At 66.7% G+C, this 18,137-nt stretch carries 17 protein-coding genes; all 17 read right to left on the reverse strand.

Annotated elements, in window-relative coordinates; translation table 11 throughout:
• Positions 1-4 precede the first annotated feature (4 nt).
• Positions 5-787, reverse strand: a complete 783-nt coding sequence (locus GGR73_RS02005; RefSeq protein WP_047124205.1) for a DUF1295 domain-containing protein — start codon at positions 785-787, stop codon at positions 5-7.
• Positions 784-1,329, reverse strand: a complete 546-nt coding sequence (locus tag GGR73_RS02010; RefSeq protein WP_126965738.1) for a DUF2878 domain-containing protein — start codon at positions 1,327-1,329, stop codon at positions 784-786. The genes GGR73_RS02005 and GGR73_RS02010 overlap by 4 nt, the downstream gene beginning before the upstream one ends.
• The gene (locus GGR73_RS02015; RefSeq protein WP_184455422.1) at positions 1,326-2,621 is read right to left on the reverse strand and encodes an SAM-dependent methyltransferase; all 1,296 of its coding nucleotides are present in this window, start codon (positions 2,619-2,621) and stop codon (positions 1,326-1,328) included. The genes GGR73_RS02010 and GGR73_RS02015 overlap by 4 nt, the downstream gene beginning before the upstream one ends.
• Positions 2,618-3,523 carry a DUF1365 domain-containing protein gene (locus GGR73_RS02020; protein WP_184456465.1) on the reverse strand — a complete coding sequence of 302 codons (906 nt, stop codon included), beginning with the start codon at positions 3,521-3,523 and terminating at the stop codon, positions 2,618-2,620. The genes GGR73_RS02015 and GGR73_RS02020 overlap by 4 nt, the downstream gene beginning before the upstream one ends.
• A complete protein-coding gene (locus GGR73_RS02025) occupies positions 3,523-4,773 on the reverse strand; it encodes an FAD-dependent oxidoreductase (RefSeq protein WP_184455424.1) in 1,251 nt (416 codons plus the stop codon). Before GGR73_RS02025 ends, GGR73_RS02020 begins: the two co-directional genes overlap by 1 nt.
• Entirely contained in the window at positions 4,770-5,768 is a 999-nt protein-coding gene (locus GGR73_RS02030; protein ID WP_184455426.1) for a fatty acid desaturase, read from the reverse strand. Before GGR73_RS02030 ends, GGR73_RS02025 begins: the two co-directional genes overlap by 4 nt.
• Positions 5,769-5,991: 223 nt before the next feature.
• Positions 5,992-6,834 carry an anti-sigma factor domain-containing protein gene (locus tag GGR73_RS02035; protein WP_184455428.1) on the reverse strand — a complete coding sequence of 281 codons (843 nt, stop codon included), beginning with the start codon at positions 6,832-6,834 and terminating at the stop codon, positions 5,992-5,994.
• On the reverse strand, positions 6,831-7,394 hold the full coding sequence (locus GGR73_RS02040) for a sigma-70 family RNA polymerase sigma factor (protein ID WP_024940529.1): 564 nt from the start codon (positions 7,392-7,394) through the stop codon (positions 6,831-6,833). Before GGR73_RS02040 ends, GGR73_RS02035 begins: the two co-directional genes overlap by 4 nt.
• 58 nt (positions 7,395-7,452) lie before the next feature.
• Positions 7,453-7,821, reverse strand: coding sequence for a DUF4345 family protein (locus GGR73_RS02045; RefSeq protein ID WP_024940530.1), 369 nt, complete (start codon positions 7,819-7,821; stop codon positions 7,453-7,455).
• A gap of 85 nt (positions 7,822-7,906) precedes the next feature.
• A complete protein-coding gene (locus tag GGR73_RS02050) occupies positions 7,907-8,695 on the reverse strand; it encodes a hypothetical protein (protein WP_054591633.1) in 789 nt (262 codons plus the stop codon).
• 195 nt (positions 8,696-8,890) lie between these two features.
• On the reverse strand, positions 8,891-9,322 hold the full coding sequence (gene rnfB / locus GGR73_RS02055) for an Rnf electron transport complex subunit RnfB (RefSeq protein ID WP_049818222.1): 432 nt from the start codon (positions 9,320-9,322) through the stop codon (positions 8,891-8,893).
• A 1-nt stretch (position 9,323) separates the two neighbouring features.
• A complete protein-coding gene (locus GGR73_RS02060) occupies positions 9,324-9,914 on the reverse strand; it encodes an HAD family hydrolase (protein WP_184455430.1) in 591 nt (196 codons plus the stop codon).
• Positions 9,915-10,111: 197 nt separating this feature from the next.
• Positions 10,112-12,199, reverse strand: coding sequence for a methionine--tRNA ligase (metG, locus tag GGR73_RS02065; RefSeq protein ID WP_184455432.1), 2,088 nt, complete (start codon positions 12,197-12,199; stop codon positions 10,112-10,114).
• Positions 12,200-12,432: 233 nt separating this feature from the next.
• Entirely contained in the window at positions 12,433-12,882 is a 450-nt protein-coding gene (locus GGR73_RS02070) for a DUF2147 domain-containing protein (protein ID WP_016904108.1), read from the reverse strand.
• 105 nt (positions 12,883-12,987) lie between these two features.
• Positions 12,988-16,578, reverse strand: a complete 3,591-nt coding sequence (locus GGR73_RS02075; RefSeq protein ID WP_184455434.1) for a M1 family aminopeptidase — start codon at positions 16,576-16,578, stop codon at positions 12,988-12,990.
• 12 nt (positions 16,579-16,590) lie between these two features.
• Positions 16,591-17,484: an ABC transporter ATP-binding protein gene (locus GGR73_RS02080; RefSeq protein ID WP_184455435.1), complete on the reverse strand. Its 894-nt coding sequence runs from the start codon at positions 17,482-17,484 to the stop codon at positions 16,591-16,593.
• 143 nt (positions 17,485-17,627) lie between these two features.
• On the reverse strand, positions 17,628-18,017 hold the full coding sequence (gloA2, locus tag GGR73_RS02085) for an SMU1112c/YaeR family gloxylase I-like metalloprotein (protein WP_024940636.1): 390 nt from the start codon (positions 18,015-18,017) through the stop codon (positions 17,628-17,630).
• Between the last annotated feature and the right edge of the window lie 120 nt (positions 18,018-18,137).

The following is an 18,137-nucleotide window of genomic DNA, read 5'->3' on the forward strand; positions in this document are numbered from 1 at the left end:
CTACTCAGGACGAAGGGGGAAGTGGGAAAAACGCGCTGGTGCTGCGCTGGTATTGCGCGTAGTCCTCACCACGCGAGCGCAGCGCCTGCTGCTCGGTGTAGGGAATGCCGGTAAAGCGATACAGGAATACGAACATCACCACCGGCCCGAGCGCAGCCAGGGCAAGCGGCCACGGCCCGGCACCGACGGCCAGCGCCAGATAGGCGAACCAGTGCACGAACTCGAAGAAGTAGTTGGGATGGCGCGAATACCGCCACAACCCGCTGCGGCAGGTGACGCCGCGATTGGCCGGGTTGGCCTTGTGCGCAGACAGCTGGCGGTCGGCCAGGGCTTCGCCACCGACCGCGATCAACCACACCGCAATCGCCAGCGTGCTCCACGCGCTCCAGGCCGGAGTCGGATTGCTGGCAGCGGCCAGAAACGGCACACAAAACAGCACCACGACCACCGCCTGCGCCAGGAAGAAGCCCAGGAATTTGCGTTGGTCGCCGTTCCAGTGCTCGCGCAGGGCGCGATAACGGCCATCTTCGTGCGGGTCGCCGAACACGCGCACGCCCAGATGCAACGCCAGGCGCGCGCCCCAGACACCGCCGAGCACGCCGACCAGCACGCGCGGCAGCAGCGCGCCATCGGACATCCACGCGCAATACGGCGCCGCCACCGCCAGGCACGCGGCCCACAGCACGTCGACCGGGCCGGCATTGCCGCTGCGGCGTTGCCACAGCCAGCCGACCACCATCACCACGCTCGCAAACACGCCCACATGCAGCAGCGGCCAGGCATTCATTGCAGTTCTCCCCTCAGGTGTTCAGGCGATGGTCGCGCGAGGCGGCGTGCATACAGCGACAACAGACCGCAGGCCACGCCCCAGCCGATGCCGACCGCGACCGCCGCATGCAGCTGCGGCGGCTGGAATTGCACCGCCTGCCAGCTGCGTTGCGCCAACCAGTACGAAAACGGCCCGAAGATCGCGCCCAGCAGCACCGCCAGCCACGGCCGCTGCATCACCGACGCCAGCGAATGATTGAGCGTGAGCGCAAAGCCCAGCCACAACGCCAGGATCCAGGCCGGCGCCAGCGAGGTGCCCGGCCACGGTGCGGCATAACGCACCCAGCCTGCGGCGGCCAGCGTGGTGTCCAGCAGCAAGCCCAGCGACAGCGCGGCGACCAGCAATTGCAGATCGCCCGGCGCACGCCGCGACGGCCACAGCTGATACAGCGCGAACAGCGCCAGCACCAGCAGGGTGGGCCAGATGCGCGCGTGCGCAGCGGCGCTGACGGCCACCAGCCACAGCACCTGCAGGCCCAGATAGTTGCCGAGCTGCTTCATGCGTCAACGGGAAGGCCGGGCACGAACTGCGGCGGGCGTGCGCCCGGCTTGCTCAGCCATAGATGCACATCGCCGATCGAGCGTTCCAGGAAACCGGCTTCGCAATAGGCCAGATAGAACTCCCACATGCGGATGAAACGCTCGTCGTAGCCGAGCGCGCGCACCTGCGGCAGCTGCGCCATGAAGCGCTGCCGCCAGGCGCGCAGCGTCAACGCGTAGCTCGGCCCGATGTCTTCCAGGTTGAACAGGCGCAGGTCGCTGGCGCGTGCGATTGCGCCGGTCATCGCCGCCACCGACGGAATGAAGCTGCCGGGGAAGATGTGCCGCTTGATGAAGTCCACCGAGCGCAACGCCTGCGCATAGCGATGGTCTTCGATGGTGATGGCCTGGATCAGCGCCTCGCCATCGTCGGCCAGCAGGCTGCCGACCTTGGCGAAATAGGTGTCCAGATATTGATGGCCGATCGCCTCGATCATCTCGATCGACACCACCCGGTCGTAGCGCCCGTCCAGATCGCGATAGTCGCGCAACAACACGGTGACCCGGTCGCTCAGGCCGGCCGCGGCGATGCGCTGGGTCGCCAGTTCGAACTGCTCGCGCGAGATGGTGGTGGTGGTGACGCGGCAGCCATGCTCGCGTGCGGCGTGCAGCGCAAAGCCACCCCAGCCGGTGCCGATTTCCACCACATGGTGTTGCGGGCCGAGCCGCAGTTTCTGGCAGATGCGTTCCAGCTTGCGCGTGGCTGCGCGCTCCAGTGCGGCCTCGCCCTGGGCTTCTTCGCCCTCGACGAAGATCGCCGAGGAATACATCAGGTTCTCGTCCAGGAACAGGCGGAACAACGGGTTGCCCAGATCGTAATGCGCGGCGATGTTGCGCCGGCTGCCGCTGCGGGTATTGCGTGCGAACGCATGCAGGCTGCGCATCGCCCAGCCGCCCAGCCGCGCGGTACCGGTCTCCATCGCATCCAGACGCTCGCGATTGCGCAGCAGCAGGCGCATCAATGCGACCAGATCGTCGCACTGCCATTGCCCGTCCATGTACGACTCGCCGGCACCGACGCTGCCGTTGAGCGCGGCCTGGCGATAGAAGCCGGGGTCGATGACGCGCAACTGCATCTGCAGCGCATCCGCACCAGTGGCGTTGCCGAGGGTGGTGACGCCATCGGCTTCGTGCAGCTGCAACTGTCCATCGTGCAGCTCGCCGAGCGTGGCCAGCAGGCGCTTGCGCAATAGGCGGTCCGTCCAGGAAGCCGCGCGCGGCGCAGCGGTGTCGGGCAGGGACGTGGCGTTCATCGGGGTTCTCGCACAGGCGGATGAGGGTGATCGTGGACGGGGTTGCCGCGCAGCCACAGGCGCAGGGCCTGCCAGTGGATGGCCAGCACTACCTGCACGCTCATCAAGGGGTAGGCCAGCAGCGTGCGCGCCAGGGTGCGTGCGTTGAGCGGCTGGCGCTGTAGGACCAGGGTGGCATCGAAGCGGCGCGCGCCGCGCTCGCTGCCTGCGCCACCGGCGTCAGGATGAGCGGCCGGCGTATCGCCGCCGGGTGTATCCAGCACCTGCATATGCACGCGCAATTGTGCATCCGGCACGCTGAAACGCCAGTCGTACTGATGCTGCATGCCCATGAACGGCGAGACGTGGAAGCGCTTGTCGAAGCGCCAGGCATGCACGTCGCGATGCGTGCGCGCCTGCGCGACCGGCAGCACGTAGGTGTGGCGCTGCTGCCAGGGCGTATTGGTGATTTCTGCAACGATCCAGCGCAGGCCACCGTGGCGATCGAAGCAGTAGTAGAAGCTGACCGGATTGAACACATGGCCGAAGTAGCGCAGATGCGTGAGCAGGCGGATCGCGCCATCGGGGCGCTCGCCGGTCTGGGTCTGCACGCAATCGCGCACGGCTTGGTCCAGAGGAACGTTTGGATCGCCGAGATAATCGCTGCGCCGGAACTGCGCCAGGTTGGCGCGCCCCACCGACCACAGCCAACGGCGGGCAAACACCGCATCGAGCTCGGACAGGTCCAGGTACATCAGGAACAGCCGGTAGCGGAACGCCAGCGCTCTGGGCGCAAACCGACGGTGCCGCACCCAGCCGGTGTAGATCGCGCTGCGCAGTGTGCCGGCCACGCTGCCGGCACCGCTGTCCTCGCCCGGAGGTAGCGGTACCGCATCGGGGCTGGCTTCGCGCAGCAGCTGCATCACCAGTCCACTCCCAGGCCACGGGCCACTTCCACGCCGCTGCGTAGGCCGTCTTCGTGAAAGCCGAAGCCCCATGCCGCGCCGGCAAACCAGGTGTGCTGCAGGCCCTGGATCTCGGCCTTGCGTGTCTGCGCGGCGAGCGCGGCGGCGTTCTGTACCGGGTGGCGGTAGCGCATGCGCCGCAGCACCTTGTCCGGAGCGATGTCGTGGTCGCGATTGAGACTGACGATGAACGGCTGCGGCGCTTTGATCGACTGCAGGGCGTTCATCCAGTAACTGACCGTGCACGGCGCCTGCGGGTCGGCCGGCACATGCGCATTCCACGCTGCCCAGGCGCGGCGGTCGCGCGGCAGCACGCTGGCGTCGGTGTGCAGGACGGTGTCGTTGTCCTGGTAGGTGATGCCGCCCAGGATCTGCTGCTCGGCCGCTGTGGCATCGCTGAGCAAGGCCAGGGCATCGTCGGCATGGCAGGCCAGCACCACGCTGTCGAAGTGCTCCTCGCCACGCAGGGAGCTGAGCACCACGCCGTTGGGCGCGCGCCGGATCGCATGCACCGGCGTGGACAGGCGCTCGAGCACCTGCCAGCGCCGACGCAGCGCACGGACGTAGCTGTTGGAGCCGCCGCGCACCACCTGCCATTGCGGACGCCCGCTGAGCTGCAGCATGTGGTGATTGGCCATGAAGCCGATCAGCTGGCCCATCGGGAATTCGAGGATGCGTTGCGAGGGCGATGACCACAACGCCGAGGCCATCGGCACCAGATGCTGGTCGCGAAACGCGTCCGAGTACCCATGCCGCTGCAGATACGCGCCCAGCGTGCTGAAGCGCTCCTCGCTGTGCAGCACCGCCGGTGCCTGCCGGTAGAAGCGGCGCAGGTCGGCCAACATGCCCCAGAAGCGCGGGCTGAACAGGTTGCTGCGCTGGCAGAACAGCCCGCCCAGGCTGCCGGCGTTGTATTCGAGCCCGCTGCGCGCATCGTGCACCGAGAAGCTCATGGTGGTCGGCTGCGCGGCCACGTCCAGCTCGGCGAACATGCGCGTGAGCAGCGGATAGTGCTGCGGGTTGAACACGATGAAGCCGCTGTCCACCGCATAGCGCTGGCCGTCCAGCTGGATGTCGTGTGTATGCGTATGCCCGCCCAGATAATCGGCGGCCTCGAACAAGGTGACCTCGTAGCGGCGCGACAACAGCCACGCTGCGCCCAGGCCGGCGATTCCGCTGCCGACCACGGCAATCCTGCCCTCGCTCATCGGCTCACCCGCTCGGCACGTTGGGTGAGCGATTTCGGCATCGGCTTGAGGTCCCACACCAGGCCCACCCACGACATCGCGGTGAGCCCGTACCAGGTGAAGTCGTACTCCCACCAGCGCAGACCCTGGCGCGCGGAGCCGGGAAAGAAGTGGTGGTTGTTGTGCCAGCCTTCGCCGAAGGTGAGCAATGCCAGCAGCCAGTTGTTGCGGCTGTCGTCGCGGGTGTCGAAGCGCCGGCTGCCGAAGCGGTGCGCCAGCGAATTGATGGTGAAGGTGGCATGGAACAAGGCCACGGTGGAGATCACAAAGCCCCACACCAGCAGCTGCGTACCGTTGGTCTTCAACGCGGGCGCGGCAACCGCCAGCCAGTCGCCGAGCAGGTACAGCCCGGTCGCCAGCAGCACCGGCATCACGATGTCGAAGCGGTCCAAAAAGCGCAGCTCGGCAAAGCGACGCAGGTCGGGGATGACCTCCCAATCGGTACGGAAGTTGCGCGGGGTCAGGAACCAGCCGGTGTGGCTCCACCAGAAGCCGTGCTGCGCCGGCGAATGCGGATCGCGGCCGGTGTCGGTATGGCGGTGATGGTTGCGATGATGCGCGGCCCACCACAGCGGCCCGCGCTGCACGCAGGTGGCGCCGATGGCCGCGAACAGGAACTGCAGCACGCGCGAGGTCTTGAACGCGCGGTGCGAGAAATAACGGTGATAGAACCCGGTCAGCGCGAACATGCGTAGCGCGTACAAGGCCACCGCCATGCCGACTGCGAACCAGGACGCACCGACCCAGAACACCGCCAGGCAGGCCAGGTGCAGCGCGATGAAGGGCAGGGCGCGCAGCCAGTCGATGCGGTCTGCGCGTGCCTCGTCCAGCGGCTCGTCGGTTTGCGAATCCACCCAACGACGCAGGCTGCCGGTGCGTGCTGCGAGCCACCCGAAACGGCGGGTGTCGGCAGGCTGCGGCGGCGCGGCATGTGGGTCAAAGCCAGTACTCGGCACGCGTGGTTCTCCGTGTGTAGTCGTGACCCTTTACGGACGCCGCCGGCAAACAGATGCACCAGCCGGTTTGATCGTCGCATGCGTGCGCGCGCTTGGCGTGCCGGTGCGAACGAATCGCGCAATTGCGCACACATTCAACGGCGCACGCCAGGGTTGAGGCGGATGAGGCTGTTGCTCGGAAGCCGCCTGCGACGTGGTCGCAGGCGGCGTCAGGCGCGCCGGATCAGGGCGCCATTGCCAGTGTGCTGATGCCGCCCTTGGCCACCACGGTCCCGGTGGCAATGCCGCCCGGTGCGCCGCCTGGCGGCTCCAGCGTGACGGCCAGGATGGCCTCGTTGCTGAGCATGGGCATCAGCTGATCGGGAATCTGCGCGCGGCGTGCCCGCTGGTCGTCGAAGGTACCCATCGAATGGGCCTTGCCGTCCGGCGTGATCAGCCACAGCTCGGGCACCTTGTCGGCGGTGGCGGTGCGATCCAGCGGCGTCACCGTGATGGTGTGCTTGTCGGCATCCATCAAGGCGACATAGCCCGGGCGGCCGTCTTCGGTGGCCAGCGTGGAGGTCATCGCGATGCCGGTCGCCGGTGCGGTGGTGGTTGCAGGCGGCGTCACCGGTGTCTGTACCACCGGGCCGGTGCCCGGCGGCGGCTGCATCGCTGCCGGCGGCGTGCGCAGGTTCAGCAGCGCCAGCACGCAGACCGCGGCAGTGGCCAGGCCAGCGGCGCTTGCCCAGCGCCAGAACCGCACACTGTTCCACACCGCTGGCTTTGGCGTGCCTGACGGTGGCGTTGCCGACGGGGTGGAGGCCACCGCATGCAACGGCGTATCGAAGCCCAGCGTCTGGCGAATGCGTGCCCAGACCTGGCCGGGCGGCGTCACCGTAGCGATCTCGTCCAGCAACGGCGCCAGATGTTCCTGCCACTGCGTCACCGCCTGGGCGAACTGGCCGTCGGTGGCGACGCGTTGTTCGGCAGCCAGGCGCTGGTCGGCACTGAGCAGGCCCAGCACGTATTCGCCGGCCAGCACGTCGCGCGGCGGTTCCTGGTCAATGGGAAAGGGCGTGCTCATCGTTCCAGACATGCCTTGAGTTTGGCCAGGCCGCGGCGGATCCAGCTCTTGACCGTGCCGATCGGTGTGTCGGTGCGCGCGGCGAGTTCTTCGTAGGTAATGCCATCGAAGAACGCGGTGCGGATCAATTCGCTGCGCGGCGGCTCCAGCTCGGCCAGGCAATGATCGATGCGGCGACGCGTGCTGGCGCGCTCGGTGCGCTCCAGCGGCGAGGCATCGCCGGCGCGCAGTTCGCCGGCATCGTCCAGCGCCACGTTGCGGCGTTGCGGCGCATTGGCGCGCAGATGGTCGATGGCCTTGTTGCGCGCGATCATCGCCAGCCAGGTGAGCCCGCGTGCACGGGCGGGATCGAACTGCCCGGCCTTGTGCCAGATCAGCGTGAACACGTCCTGCAGTACCTCTTCGGCTTCGGCACGTTGCGGGATCATGCGCAGGCAGACCCCGAACAGTTTCGGCGAGGTCTGCCGGTACAGCGCTTCGAAAGCATGCCGGTCGCCGCCCGCGGTTGCGGTCAGCAGTCGTCCGGTTTCATCGTCGTCGTGGCCAGGGATGGCACTCATGCGGTCGGGCGTTGTCTGAGGTGGGGGCGATGCTACCGGACTGTGCTGACGCTGTCCTTCACTTGCGCTGAAACCACAGCAGCACTGCCGCGAGCAGCAGCAGGATCTCGACGCCTGCCAATGCCACCGTGGGTGCGGAGACCGGCCACAGGCGCGCCAGCGAGACGCTGCGGAACAGCACGATCGGCACGTAGAACGCGAGTGCGACCAGCAGGCCGGTGCGCGGTTGATCGATCCAGGCGAAGTAGCCGAACAGGAACGCCATGCCCAGCTGCAGGCCGCCATAGATGACCAGGTATTCCGATTGCCCGGCCGGCGAGAGCTGGGTGTAACCCACGGCATTGGCGGTCTTGGCCGGCGAGAGCGTGCACCAGATTGCCAGGACGACGTAGAGCACTGCGTTGATCCAGAGGTAGGCCTTGGCCATGGCGATGATCCTGTATGGGGAAGAAGTGACCGGGCCGTTGTACGCAACCGCGTGTGGTCGAACGTGAAGATGGCAGGTGTCTGGTTCACGGGGCGCTGCAGCTCTTGGCCAGCGGCTGCTCGCGCGCCTGGCGCAGTTCATCGGCGCCGACGGCACGCGCAGCGGTGTCCGGGAAAACGATGCGTACGTGCGGATAGCGGCCACGCGCGTCGCGCAGGTTGCCCACGCCACGGAACTGCAGCAGACGCTTGTCGGCGATGGCATAACGCACTTCGAGCGAGGGCACCGCCGCGCCGTACCAGGCATCCAGGCTCAAGCGAAACCGCCGCTCGCCGCCGGTATCGCCGATACGCTCGACACGAAACGCCAACTGGCGTTGCAGGCTGGGCAGCACGAAGTCCACGCGTTGCGGCGCGCTGGCGAGCGCCTCCCAGTTGTTGCGCAGGTAGGCATCGAAGCCGGCATCGATCACGCGTGGGCCATCGTCGGCCGGCAGTGGCGTGCGCTGCTCGGCCTTGCCGGGCTCCTGCTGGAACATCTCGCGCACGCCGTTGCGTTGCCGCACGCCCTGGCGATAGCCGTCGCGGCCGTCGATCAGGCTGAAGTCGGGCGAGCTGCCGCCGCCATCGACCTGCTTGCGCGCGAACGGGCGCCCATCCGGGCAGCGATACAGCACCACGCGTCCGCCATCGTCGAGCAGCCAGTGCGACTCGCGATAGCGCAACGCGCCGCTGTCGCCATCGAAGGCATCGCCATCCACGCGAGTGACCGCAGCCGCACTCAGCGGCAGGCCGCCCAGCACCAGCAGCAACAACGGCGGAATCGGTCGGCAGACGGTGGCGAGCGCGGCAACGGCGGCGGCGAGTGGGCGCATCGGCGGATTCCTCGATGGGAGTGCCTACCAATACGAGCGCATCCGCAGCACGGATGCGCCGGACGCGTCAGGACGTTCCCGACAAACAGGGCGTCGTTGGCGGCCGGTGCCGTTGGTCAGGGATCGCGTCGCGGTGCGATGCGCGCAACGCTGGCAGGCGTTGCGTTTGACGCGGCATGCCGCCTCGCCAGCCACTCAGCTGCCTGGGTGCAGCGCGATGCAGTCCACCGGGCAGGCCGGCAGGCACAGCTCGCAACCGGTGCACAGCGCGGCGATCACCGTATGCATGTGCTTGGCGCCGCCGACGATGGCGTCCACCGGGCAGGCCTGGATGCATTTGGTGCAGCCGATGCAGTCGGCCTCCACGATCCAGGCCACCTGCGGCGGCGTGTGGCTGCCACGGCTGCGGTCGTACGGGCGTGCAGGACGCTGCAGCACGTGCGCCAACGCGCGTGCCCCGGCGTCGCCGCCGGGCGGGCAGTGATCGACATCGGCCTGGCCGTTGGCCATGGCGTGCGCATACGGGCGACAGCCGTCGTAGCCGCACTGGCCGCACTGGGTCTGCGGCAGCAGGCGGTCGAGGCGTTCGACCAGATCGGGCGATGAGGCGGGCGTTGCGATGTGCATGTCAGTGCAGCAGGTTGCCGCGATACCAGCGCTGCTGCGCCAGCGTCAGCATCGGCTTGTCCTCGCGGCTGTCGCCGTAGGCATGCACGCATGCGTAGTGCGACAGGTCGTAGCGCAGGCGGATCTGCGCAGCCTTGTGTGGGCCGTAATCGCCGTCTGCATAGCGCCCGCTCAGCACGCCGGCGTGGTGTTCCAGCTTGTTGCAGATCAACGACAGGCCATGCTGGGCGCACCACGGCTGCAGATACAGGTCCAGCGATGCCGACACCAGTACGACTTCATGCCCCTGTGCTTGATGCCAGTCGATGCGTCGCATCATCTCGGCGCGCACCATCCCGGGCAATGCGTTGCGTGCATGGTCAGCCCCATGGGCGGCCATCTCGTCCAGCGAGCGACCACTGAAGACCAGGCGCGTGACGCGCGCACGCAAGGCGTGTGCGGAGACCAGCCCGATCCGATAGCCGAACACCCAGGGACCGGCCTGCCATTTCGCCGTCGCCAGCTGTGCAGGCGTCGCCACCTTACGCAGGAAGCGCGCATAGCTGTCGCAGGTGGTGATGGTGTGGTCGAAGTCGAACAGGGCCAGGTGCATGGGGGCGGGGATTGGGGAGTTGGGAGTGGGGATTGGTTGGAAGCGTGGTGTCTGTTCCTTCTCCCACCGGGAGAAAGTGCCCCGCAGGGGCGGATGAGGGGTCGGGCCAGGCACGCGTGTCAGGTCTTCCTCAACAATCAGCTGTAGCTTCTACGATTCCCGATTCCCGATTCCCGATTCCCGCCCCCAATCCCGCCTCACCGCACCGGCATCCCCGGCTGCGCACCACCATCGGCGTCCAGCAGTGCCAGCGCGCCGCCGTCGAAGCCGGCCGACAGGATCATGCCTTCGCTGATGCCGAAGCGCATCTTGCGCGGGGCCAGGTTGGCGATGAACACCACGCTGCGGCCGACCAGCGCTTCCGGTTCGCTATAGCTGGCGCGGATGCCCGAGAAGATCTGGCGCTTGCCCAGTTCGCCGGCATCCAGTTCGAAGCGCAGCAGCTTGTCCGAGCCTTCCACGAATTCGCACACCAGCACCTTGCCGATGCGCAGGTCGAGCTTGGCGAAATCGTCGATGCCGATGAGGTTGGAAGTGGCGGTCGGGGATTGGGGATTGGCAACGGCCGCCGGCGTCGTCTCGGCCTTGGACGGGGCGGGCTTGGCGGTAGTGACAGCGGGTGCCGCAGGTGCGGCCATGGTGTCTTTTGAAGCGTCGGTCATGGCGTCGATCAGTTTGGGGTCGATACGGGTGAACAGGGCGGTGTAGGGCTGGATCACGTGGGCGGTCAGCGGGCGGGCGACGTCTTCCCAGCTGGTCATCGGTGCCGACAGGAAGGCTTCGGCCTCGGCACAGGTGCGCGGCAGGATCGGCTTGAGCGCGGCCACCAGAATCCGGAACAGGTTCAGGCCCTGCGTGCATACCGATTGCAGTTGCGCATCGGCGCCGTCCTGCTTGGCGATCACCCACGGCTTGGTGTCGTCGATGTACTTGTTGGCCTCGTCGGCCAGCGCCATGGTCTGGCGGATCGCGCTGGCCGCATCGTTGCGCTCGTAGGCCTCGCGGATCGGCGCCAGCGCGGCGACGAAGCGGTCGTATTGCGCCGGGTCGGGCAGGGCGTCGGCCAGCTTGCCGTCGAAGCGCTTGCCGATGAAGCCGGCGCAGCGGCTGGCCAGGTTGACGAACTTGCCGACCAAATCCGCATTCACCCGCGCGATGAAATCGCCCAGGTTGAGGTCCAGGTCGTCCACGCCGCCGGAAGACTTGGCCGCGAAGTAGTAGCGCAGCGCCTCCGGTTCCAGGCCCACGTCCAGGAAGGTCCGCGCCATCACGAAGGTGCCGCGCGACTTGGACATCTTGGCGCCGTCCACGGTGAGATAGCCGTTGACGTGCAGCCGGGTCGGTGCGCGATGGCCGGTGCCGTGCAGCACCGCCGGCCAGAACAGGCCGTGGAAATTGACGATGTCCTTGCCGATGAAGTGATGCAGCTCGGTCTGCGTGCCGGCCACCAGATGCGCATCGAAGTCTTCGCCCATCTGCGCGCACAGCGTCTTGAAGCTGCACAGGTAGCCGATCGGCGCGTCCAGCCACACGTAGAAATACTTGCCCGGCTGGCCGGGAATCTGGAAGCCGAAATACGGCGCATCGCGCGAGATGTCCCAGGCGCGCAGGCCGCCTTCGGTGTCCAGCCATTCCTTGAGCTTGGCCTTGACCCCGGGCAGCGCCACATCGCCGGCCAGCCACTCGCGCAAAAATCCGTCGAAATGGCCCACTTCGAAGAAGAAATGCTCCGAGTCGCGCAGTTCGGGCGTGGCGCCGGAGATCACCGACCTGGGCTCCTTCAGCTCGGTCGGCGCGTAGGTGGCGCCGCAGACCTCGCAGTTGTCGCCGTACTGGTCGGCGCTGCCGCAGTTGGGGCAGATGCCCTTGATGTAGCGATCCGGCAGGAACATGCCCTTGGCCGGGTCGTAGAACTGCGCCACCGAGCGACGGCTGATGTGGCCGGCGGCCTCCAGCTTTGTGTAGAACGCCTCGGTGAGCGCGCGATTGACCGGCGAATTGGTCGAATCGTAATGATCGAAGGTCACCCCGAATGCGGCGAAATCGCGCTCATGGCTGGCCTGAATGTTGGCGATGAAGGCTTCCGGGGTGACCCCGGCCTTCTCGGCGGCGAGCATGATCGGCGTGCCGTGGGTGTCGTCGGCGCAGACGAACCAGGTCTTGTCGCCGCGCAGCCGGCGCGCGCGCACCCAGATGTCGGCCTGGATATAGCCGACCAGATGGCCAAGATGCAGCGGCCCGTTGGCGTAGGGCAGGGCGGTGGTGACGAGTGCGGTGCGGGTCATGGCAGGCGTAATGCGGGGGACAGCCGATTATCGCATTAGTCGGGAGCCGGGATTGGGGCTGGGAATCGGGAATCGGGATTGGGGGATCGGTCAAAGCAGGGTCATGCAGCCGCGTTGTCGAGGCGCGCAGGTGTTTGGCCGCGCATGTAGCGTCAGGATGGACACGCACAAAAAAGGCGCCCTCACGGGCGCCTGCTCTTACCGATTCCCCAATCCCGATTCCCGATTCCCGGCTATTCGCGAATCCAGGTCTGGGTCCGGCCCAACGCCTCGATGCCCACATAGCCGCGCATCTGCAGCTTCTTGCCGCCATCGGTCAGGGTGACCTTGGCCTTGTAGGTCTTGCCCTTGGCCGGGTCGAGCACCGAGCCGCCGCTCCACACCGCGGTGCCGTCCGGCTTGAGGCCCCACAGGATGGTCATGCCCTTGATCGGCTTGCCCTTGAGCGCGCCATCGCACTTGTCGCAGGTCGGGTTGGGCCCGTGGTTGGACTGCAGGATGTCGACCACCTTGCCGCTCAGCGTGCCGTTGCCGAGCTGTTCGATCTGCACCACCGACTTGGGCTTGCCGGTCTCGTCGTCGATGGTCTTCCAGCGGCCCACCGGCGAATCGGCGGCCTGGGCCAGCAGCGAGGCAGCGGCCAGCGGCAGGGCCAGCATCAGGGTCTTGAAGGTCTTGCGCATGTGTCCCCTCCCAGGGATTGCTATGGCCGCCGTCGACGGCCTGACCGGAATGTATACCGTGGAGTATGGTGGCGGAAAGACGCGCTGCGGAATGCGTTCATTCGGCTACTGCAGCGTCACCTGCCTGCGGTTGTCCGCCGGCACGCGGTCGATCAGCTTGTTGTCCGGATCGAAGCCGGCTTCGACCGGCAGGCGGTCCACGGTCATGGTGAAACTGGGCGCGGCGCTGGTGACGTGCTGCCGTTGCAAGGCCAGCACCGGCGCCTGCGCATCCTTGCCGGCCGGAGCGCCGTAGATCGCCACTTCGATCCAGTCGTCCAGCGGCACTGCATGCTCCTTGCCCTTGCCATCGGCCTGCAGCTTGGCCGCCTGCGCTTGCACGGTCACCTCGAAGCGGCCATCGGGGCGTTTGCGTGCCTGCGCGCTGACCACGCGGTTGTCGTAGAAGGTGATCTTCTCGAACAGGTCGGTGATCAGGCCTTGCTGGTCCGGGCGTGCCTCGGCGCGAATGGCCTGCAGCAGCTCTGCCGAGGTGGTGTAGGGCGGTTGTTGAAACGCCTTGGCCGCCAGAAAGCGCTGCAATGCGCGATTGAGCGCCTGCTCACCGATGTCCTCGCGCAGCCGGTAGAACGCCAGCGAGCCCTTGCGGTAGTGGATGTATTGCTGGTCCTCCACCCGATACAGCGGCAACTCCTCGATGGTTTCGCCACCACGGCCTTCCAGGTAGCGATCCAGCTCGTAGCGGAGGAAACGGCGCATATGCGCGCGTCCGTACTCGCGCTCCATCACCATCAACGCCGAATACTGCGCCAGCGATTCGGACAGCAGGGTGGCGCCCTGCACGTTCGCACCGATCACCTGGTGCGCCCACCACTGGTGCGCCACTTCGTGCGCGGTGACATAGAACACGTAGTCGATGTCGTCCTTGTCGCGCAGGTCGGCGATGAAGCCGATCGACTCGGAGTAGGGAATGGTATTGGCGAACGACTGCGCAAACCGCGCGTAGCCGGGGAACTCGATGATGCGCACCTGATGATGCTGATACGGGCTGAAGTTGGCTTCGTAATAGGCCAGCGATTTCTGCACGCTCTCGATCATGCGCTGCACGTTGTACGGATGCTTGGGGTCGTAATAGATCTCGATCGGGATGTTCTTGTAACGCGCCTTGCGCACTTCCCAGCGTGCCGACAGGTAGGCGTAGAAATTGAGCATGGGGCGATCCATCACGTAGCGGAAGCAGCGCCTGCCATTGCGTTGGAATTCCTGTTGCAGATAGCCCGGCGCCAGCGCGATCTGGTCCGGCGCGGTGCAGACGGTGCTGGAGAAAGCGAGCCAGTCGGCATCGTTGCTGACGTAGGTGTTGGCGCGCGCGGCCTGGTCTTCGAGCTTGGGCATGCGGGTGGGTTCGCCCAGGCCGCGCTTGCGGCGCTCGTTGCGGTCGCTGATCTCTGCCTGCGTGTTGTAGCCGAACCAGGGCAGCCGGGTGGTGTTGAAGAAGCTGCCGTTGGCGACCAGTTCGGTTTGCGCCTGCTCGGCGGTGAGGCCGTGCGGATGCTGGTCCACGCGGAAGCGGAACACGCGCTCCTGCCCGGGTTGCAGCGGTGTCTGCAGGCGGTAGATGCGATAGCCGGCCGGGATATCGTGCGTGGTCAGCGTCTGCCCGCCCAGATCCACCTTGACCAGGCTGCGGTCGCCAGTGCGGCCCTGCATGCCGATGTGCACTTCGCTGATCGGTGTGGGGTGGGTGTTGCGCACCGTCCAGGTGGCATCGACCACGACCGACTGGGTTTCCGGATGCAGGTCGACGTGGTTGTCGACGGCGACGATGCGCGGCTGCGGCAGATCCTTGTACTTGCGGTAATCGCGCTCGTAGCGTGCCTGCAGGTCCAGCTGTTGTTCCGGCGACAGGAAGCTGTTGTAGACGTTGGTGTTCCAGTACAGCCAGCCGCCGATCGCCGCGAAGCCGAGCAGGGTGATCGCCAGGGCCGCACCGGTCGGGCTGTGCAGGCGCCGTAACGCCAGCCGCACGCGCTGGTGCAGGCCATGGCCCACGCCGCGCGGCCAGAACGCCGAGGACAGCAGCAGCAGTGCCAGCAGGAACACGCCCCAATAGCCCTGAAACCACAACTGGCCGGGCAGGAAGTGCCCGTAGCCGTTCATGTCCGAATACGGCGCGTTGGGCCAGCCGCCAAAGGTGTAGAGGTTCTGGGCGTAGTCGAGCATTGACAGCACCGATTGCCCGATCAACACCAGCATCAGCAGCGCATAACCGACGAACTTGTTGTTGCTCAGCACCTGCAGCGCCAGCGCCATGCCGCCCATCAGCACGTACAGCACCGAGCCCAGCGCCAGCGTCTTGAGATACAGCAGCGGCTCGATGCTGGTATAGCCACGGCCCAGCTGCAGCGCGATCGAGGTCAACGCACCGGCGGCCTGGAAGCTGGCGATCACCGCCAGCAAGGCGACGAACTTGCCGAGCAGCGGCACCCAATCGGGGACCGGCATCGCGTCGGTGATGCCGTCGATGCGGTTGCTGCGCTCCTTCCACACCAGCTCGCCGGCATAGAACAGCACCACGATGATCAGCAGAAAGCTGTAGCTGTTCTGCAGCGCCTCCAGCATCAACGAGGTCACCGGCAGCACGGCAGTGCCGTAATAGCGCGCTTTGAACAGCGCGGTCGGAATGAAGTTGGCCAGGCCCAGCATCAGCAGCACCACGAACGGCGCGCTGCGCAGCACGCCCAGCGTGTCGAAGCGGATCTGGCGTAGCAGTTGCCGCCATGCTGTGGCCGCGCCGAAGCGCGGGGTGACCGTCAGGCGTGTCGTGCTGACGCGCGCGCTGGCGGGAGGTGCATCAGCGGGCGTAACCGACGCCACACCATGGCGCCGCCGCGTCCCGCTGCGCTCGGTACGGAACAGCGCGAAGGTGGCGGCAAACAACACACCGCTCATGCCCAGCCACACCGCGCGATTGGCGAGCAGGTAGCCGGTCAGCGGCGGTAGCTGGTGGTTGCGCTGCTCCACCGACCAGTAGCGCAGCGTCTGCGATAGCGCGCGAATGCCGAGCGGGTCGGCCAGCGTGGCAATCCACACATTGTCCAGGTCGGCCATCAGCGCACGGCTCACGCCGTACAGCACGAAGAACACGATCACGCCGATGTAGACCCACAGGATGCTGCGCGTGGTCACCGCCAGCACCGACAGCAGCGCGGTGGTGAACAGCAGGTTGGGCAGCACCAGCACCAGCAGCGACCACAGATAGGGCAGCACCGCGACCGGCCCGAGCCGCGCCCGATCGATCCACGGCATGAACTGCGCGGCGAACATGCCCAGCGCGATCACCACATACATCAGCATGCCGGCGATCAGTGCAGCACCGATGCGGCCGAGCAGGTAGTCGCGCCGCCGTATCGGTGTGGAAAACACCAGCTCGGCAGTGCCCAGGTCAAAGTCGCGCAGCAGGGCATTGCTGACGAACAGGGTGATCACCAGCAGGCCAAGCAGGCTGAAAAGCCCCAGCAGCGTGGCGATCACCGTGGGCGCATTGCGCAGCACGTTGCCGATGCCGCCGCCGATCTGTACCGCATCGCTGGACAGCGCGGCAAACGCCAGCAACGCGTACAGCGCGGCCAGCAGCCACAGCAAGGGCGAGCGCAGTTGTTCGCGCAGCTCGAAGCGCAGGAACGCCATGATCATCGCCGCGCCCCGTCAGGCGGCCAGCGCTTGCTTGCGCAGGCGCTGGAAATAGACATCCTCAAGATCGGGAGCGACCTGTTCGAACCCCGGCTCCGGGCAGTCGGCACTGAACACGTGGATCACCGGGTGGCCGGCAATCAGGCGCGTGGACAGCACGGTGAAGCGTGCCTCGTAATCGGGCAATGCCTGCTTGCTGACCTGTTTGCGCCAGACCTGCTGATGCAGCATGTCGATTGCATCGGCGGGCCGCCCACTCAGCAGCACCTGGCCCTTGTTCATGATGGCCATCGTCGGACACAGGTCGGTGACGTCTTCGACGATATGGGTGGACAGGATCACCACCACGTTTTCGCCGATTTCGGCCAGCAGATTGAGAAAACGATTGCGCTCTTCCGGATCCAGCCCGGCGGTGGGCTCGTCGACGATGACCAGTTGCGGATTGCCCAGCAGCGCCTGCGCAATGCCGAAGCGCTGCCGCATGCCGCCGGAATAGGTGCCGAGCTTGCGCTTGCGCGCGTCCCACAGGTTGACCTGCTGCAATAGGCGCTCGACCACCTCCTTGCGTTGGCCGCGATCGGTGAGCCCCTTGAGCACGGCGAAGTGATCGAGCATGTCCAGCGCGCTCACCTTCGGGTACACCCCGAAATCCTGCGGCAGATAGCCCAGCCGGCGTCGCAATGCGTCCTTGTCGGCGAGTACGTCGATGCTGCTGCCATCGGCGTCGGTCAGGCTGACGCTACCCGAGTCGGGTTCCTGCAGCGTGGCCAGCGTGCGCATCAGCGACGACTTGCCGGCGCCGTTTGGCCCCAGCAAGCCGAACATGCCGCGCGGGATGTCGAGCGTGATGCCTCGCAGCGCATGCACGCCATTGGCGTAGGTCTTGGACAGCGCACGGATCTGCAGCATGGACGGTTCCTGTGTCCTGGGTGGCCTGATCTTCACGGCGTGACCGCAGTGCCGCATGCGCCGAAAGTCACAGAGACGATCGACTACGCCTGCTCGACATGACCGTGCGGCGGATGTGACCGAACCCGCAGGGGATGCTGCGCTCAACCCACTTCGTACAACTCCAGCGGCAGGTCATCCGGGTCGGCGAAGAAGGTGAAACGGCGGCCGGTGTACTCGTCGATGCGGATGTCTTCGGTGACCACGCCATGCGCAGTGAGATGCGCCACGGCCGCGTCCAGATCCTCGACACGGAAGGCGAGATGGCGCAGGCCGCGTGCTTCCGGGCGGCTGGGACGCAGCGGTGCGGCGGGAAACGAGAACAGCTCGATCTGGCCGCCATCGGGCAGTGCCAGGTCCAGCTTCCAGGAATCGCGCGCCTGCCGGTAATGCTCATCGAGCACGCGCAGGCCCAGGATGTCGCAGTAGAACCGTTTGGACACCGCGTAGTCGCCGGCGATGATCGCCACATGGTGGATGCCGGCAAGCTTCATGCTGCACCTCGCAAGCGCTGCGCGATCGGCTGCGACGCGCCCAGACTGTCGGCGAGCGCTGGTGCGTTGCGCGCAGCGGCGGTGCTATGCGGTGCGCGTGCGGGCACCACCGCGCTGGTC

The sequence above is a fragment of the Xanthomonas sp. F14 genome, assembly GCF_014199865.1.

What these genes read in the sequence shown, in the direction of transcription:
- GGR73_RS02075 (WP_184455434.1), bottom strand. Translation starts at nt 16,578, where the DNA reads ATGATCATGGCGTTCCTGCGCTTCGAGCTGCGCGAACAACTGCGCTCG.
- GGR73_RS02015 (WP_184455422.1), bottom strand. Translation starts at nt 2,621, where the DNA reads ATGAACGCCACGTCCCTGCCCGACACCGCTGCGCCGCGCGCGGCTTCC.
- GGR73_RS02070 (WP_016904108.1), bottom strand. Translation starts at nt 12,882, where the DNA reads ATGCGCAAGACCTTCAAGACCCTGATGCTGGCCCTGCCGCTGGCCGCT.
- GGR73_RS02010 (WP_126965738.1), bottom strand. Translation starts at nt 1,329, where the DNA reads ATGAAGCAGCTCGGCAACTATCTGGGCCTGCAGGTGCTGTGGCTGGTG.
- GGR73_RS02050 (WP_054591633.1), bottom strand. Translation starts at nt 8,695, where the DNA reads ATGCGCCCACTCGCCGCCGCCGTTGCCGCGCTCGCCACCGTCTGCCGA.
- GGR73_RS02025 (WP_184455424.1), bottom strand. Translation starts at nt 4,773, where the DNA reads ATGAGCGAGGGCAGGATTGCCGTGGTCGGCAGCGGAATCGCCGGCCTG.
- GGR73_RS02020 (WP_184456465.1), bottom strand. Translation starts at nt 3,523, where the DNA reads ATGCAGCTGCTGCGCGAAGCCAGCCCCGATGCGGTACCGCTACCTCCG.
- GGR73_RS02080 (WP_184455435.1), bottom strand. Translation starts at nt 17,484, where the DNA reads ATGCTGCAGATCCGTGCGCTGTCCAAGACCTACGCCAATGGCGTGCAT.
- rnfB (WP_049818222.1), bottom strand. Translation starts at nt 9,322, where the DNA reads ATGCACATCGCAACGCCCGCCTCATCGCCCGATCTGGTCGAACGCCTC.
- GGR73_RS02005 (WP_047124205.1), bottom strand. Translation starts at nt 787, where the DNA reads ATGAATGCCTGGCCGCTGCTGCATGTGGGCGTGTTTGCGAGCGTGGTG.
- GGR73_RS02060 (WP_184455430.1), bottom strand. Translation starts at nt 9,914, where the DNA reads ATGCACCTGGCCCTGTTCGACTTCGACCACACCATCACCACCTGCGAC.
- gloA2 (WP_024940636.1), bottom strand. Translation starts at nt 18,017, where the DNA reads ATGAAGCTTGCCGGCATCCACCATGTGGCGATCATCGCCGGCGACTAC.
- metG (WP_184455432.1), bottom strand. Translation starts at nt 12,199, where the DNA reads ATGACCCGCACCGCACTCGTCACCACCGCCCTGCCCTACGCCAACGGG.
- GGR73_RS02035 (WP_184455428.1), bottom strand. Translation starts at nt 6,834, where the DNA reads ATGAGCACGCCCTTTCCCATTGACCAGGAACCGCCGCGCGACGTGCTG.
- GGR73_RS02045 (WP_024940530.1), bottom strand. Translation starts at nt 7,821, where the DNA reads ATGGCCAAGGCCTACCTCTGGATCAACGCAGTGCTCTACGTCGTCCTG.
- GGR73_RS02040 (WP_024940529.1), bottom strand. Translation starts at nt 7,394, where the DNA reads ATGAGTGCCATCCCTGGCCACGACGACGATGAAACCGGACGACTGCTG.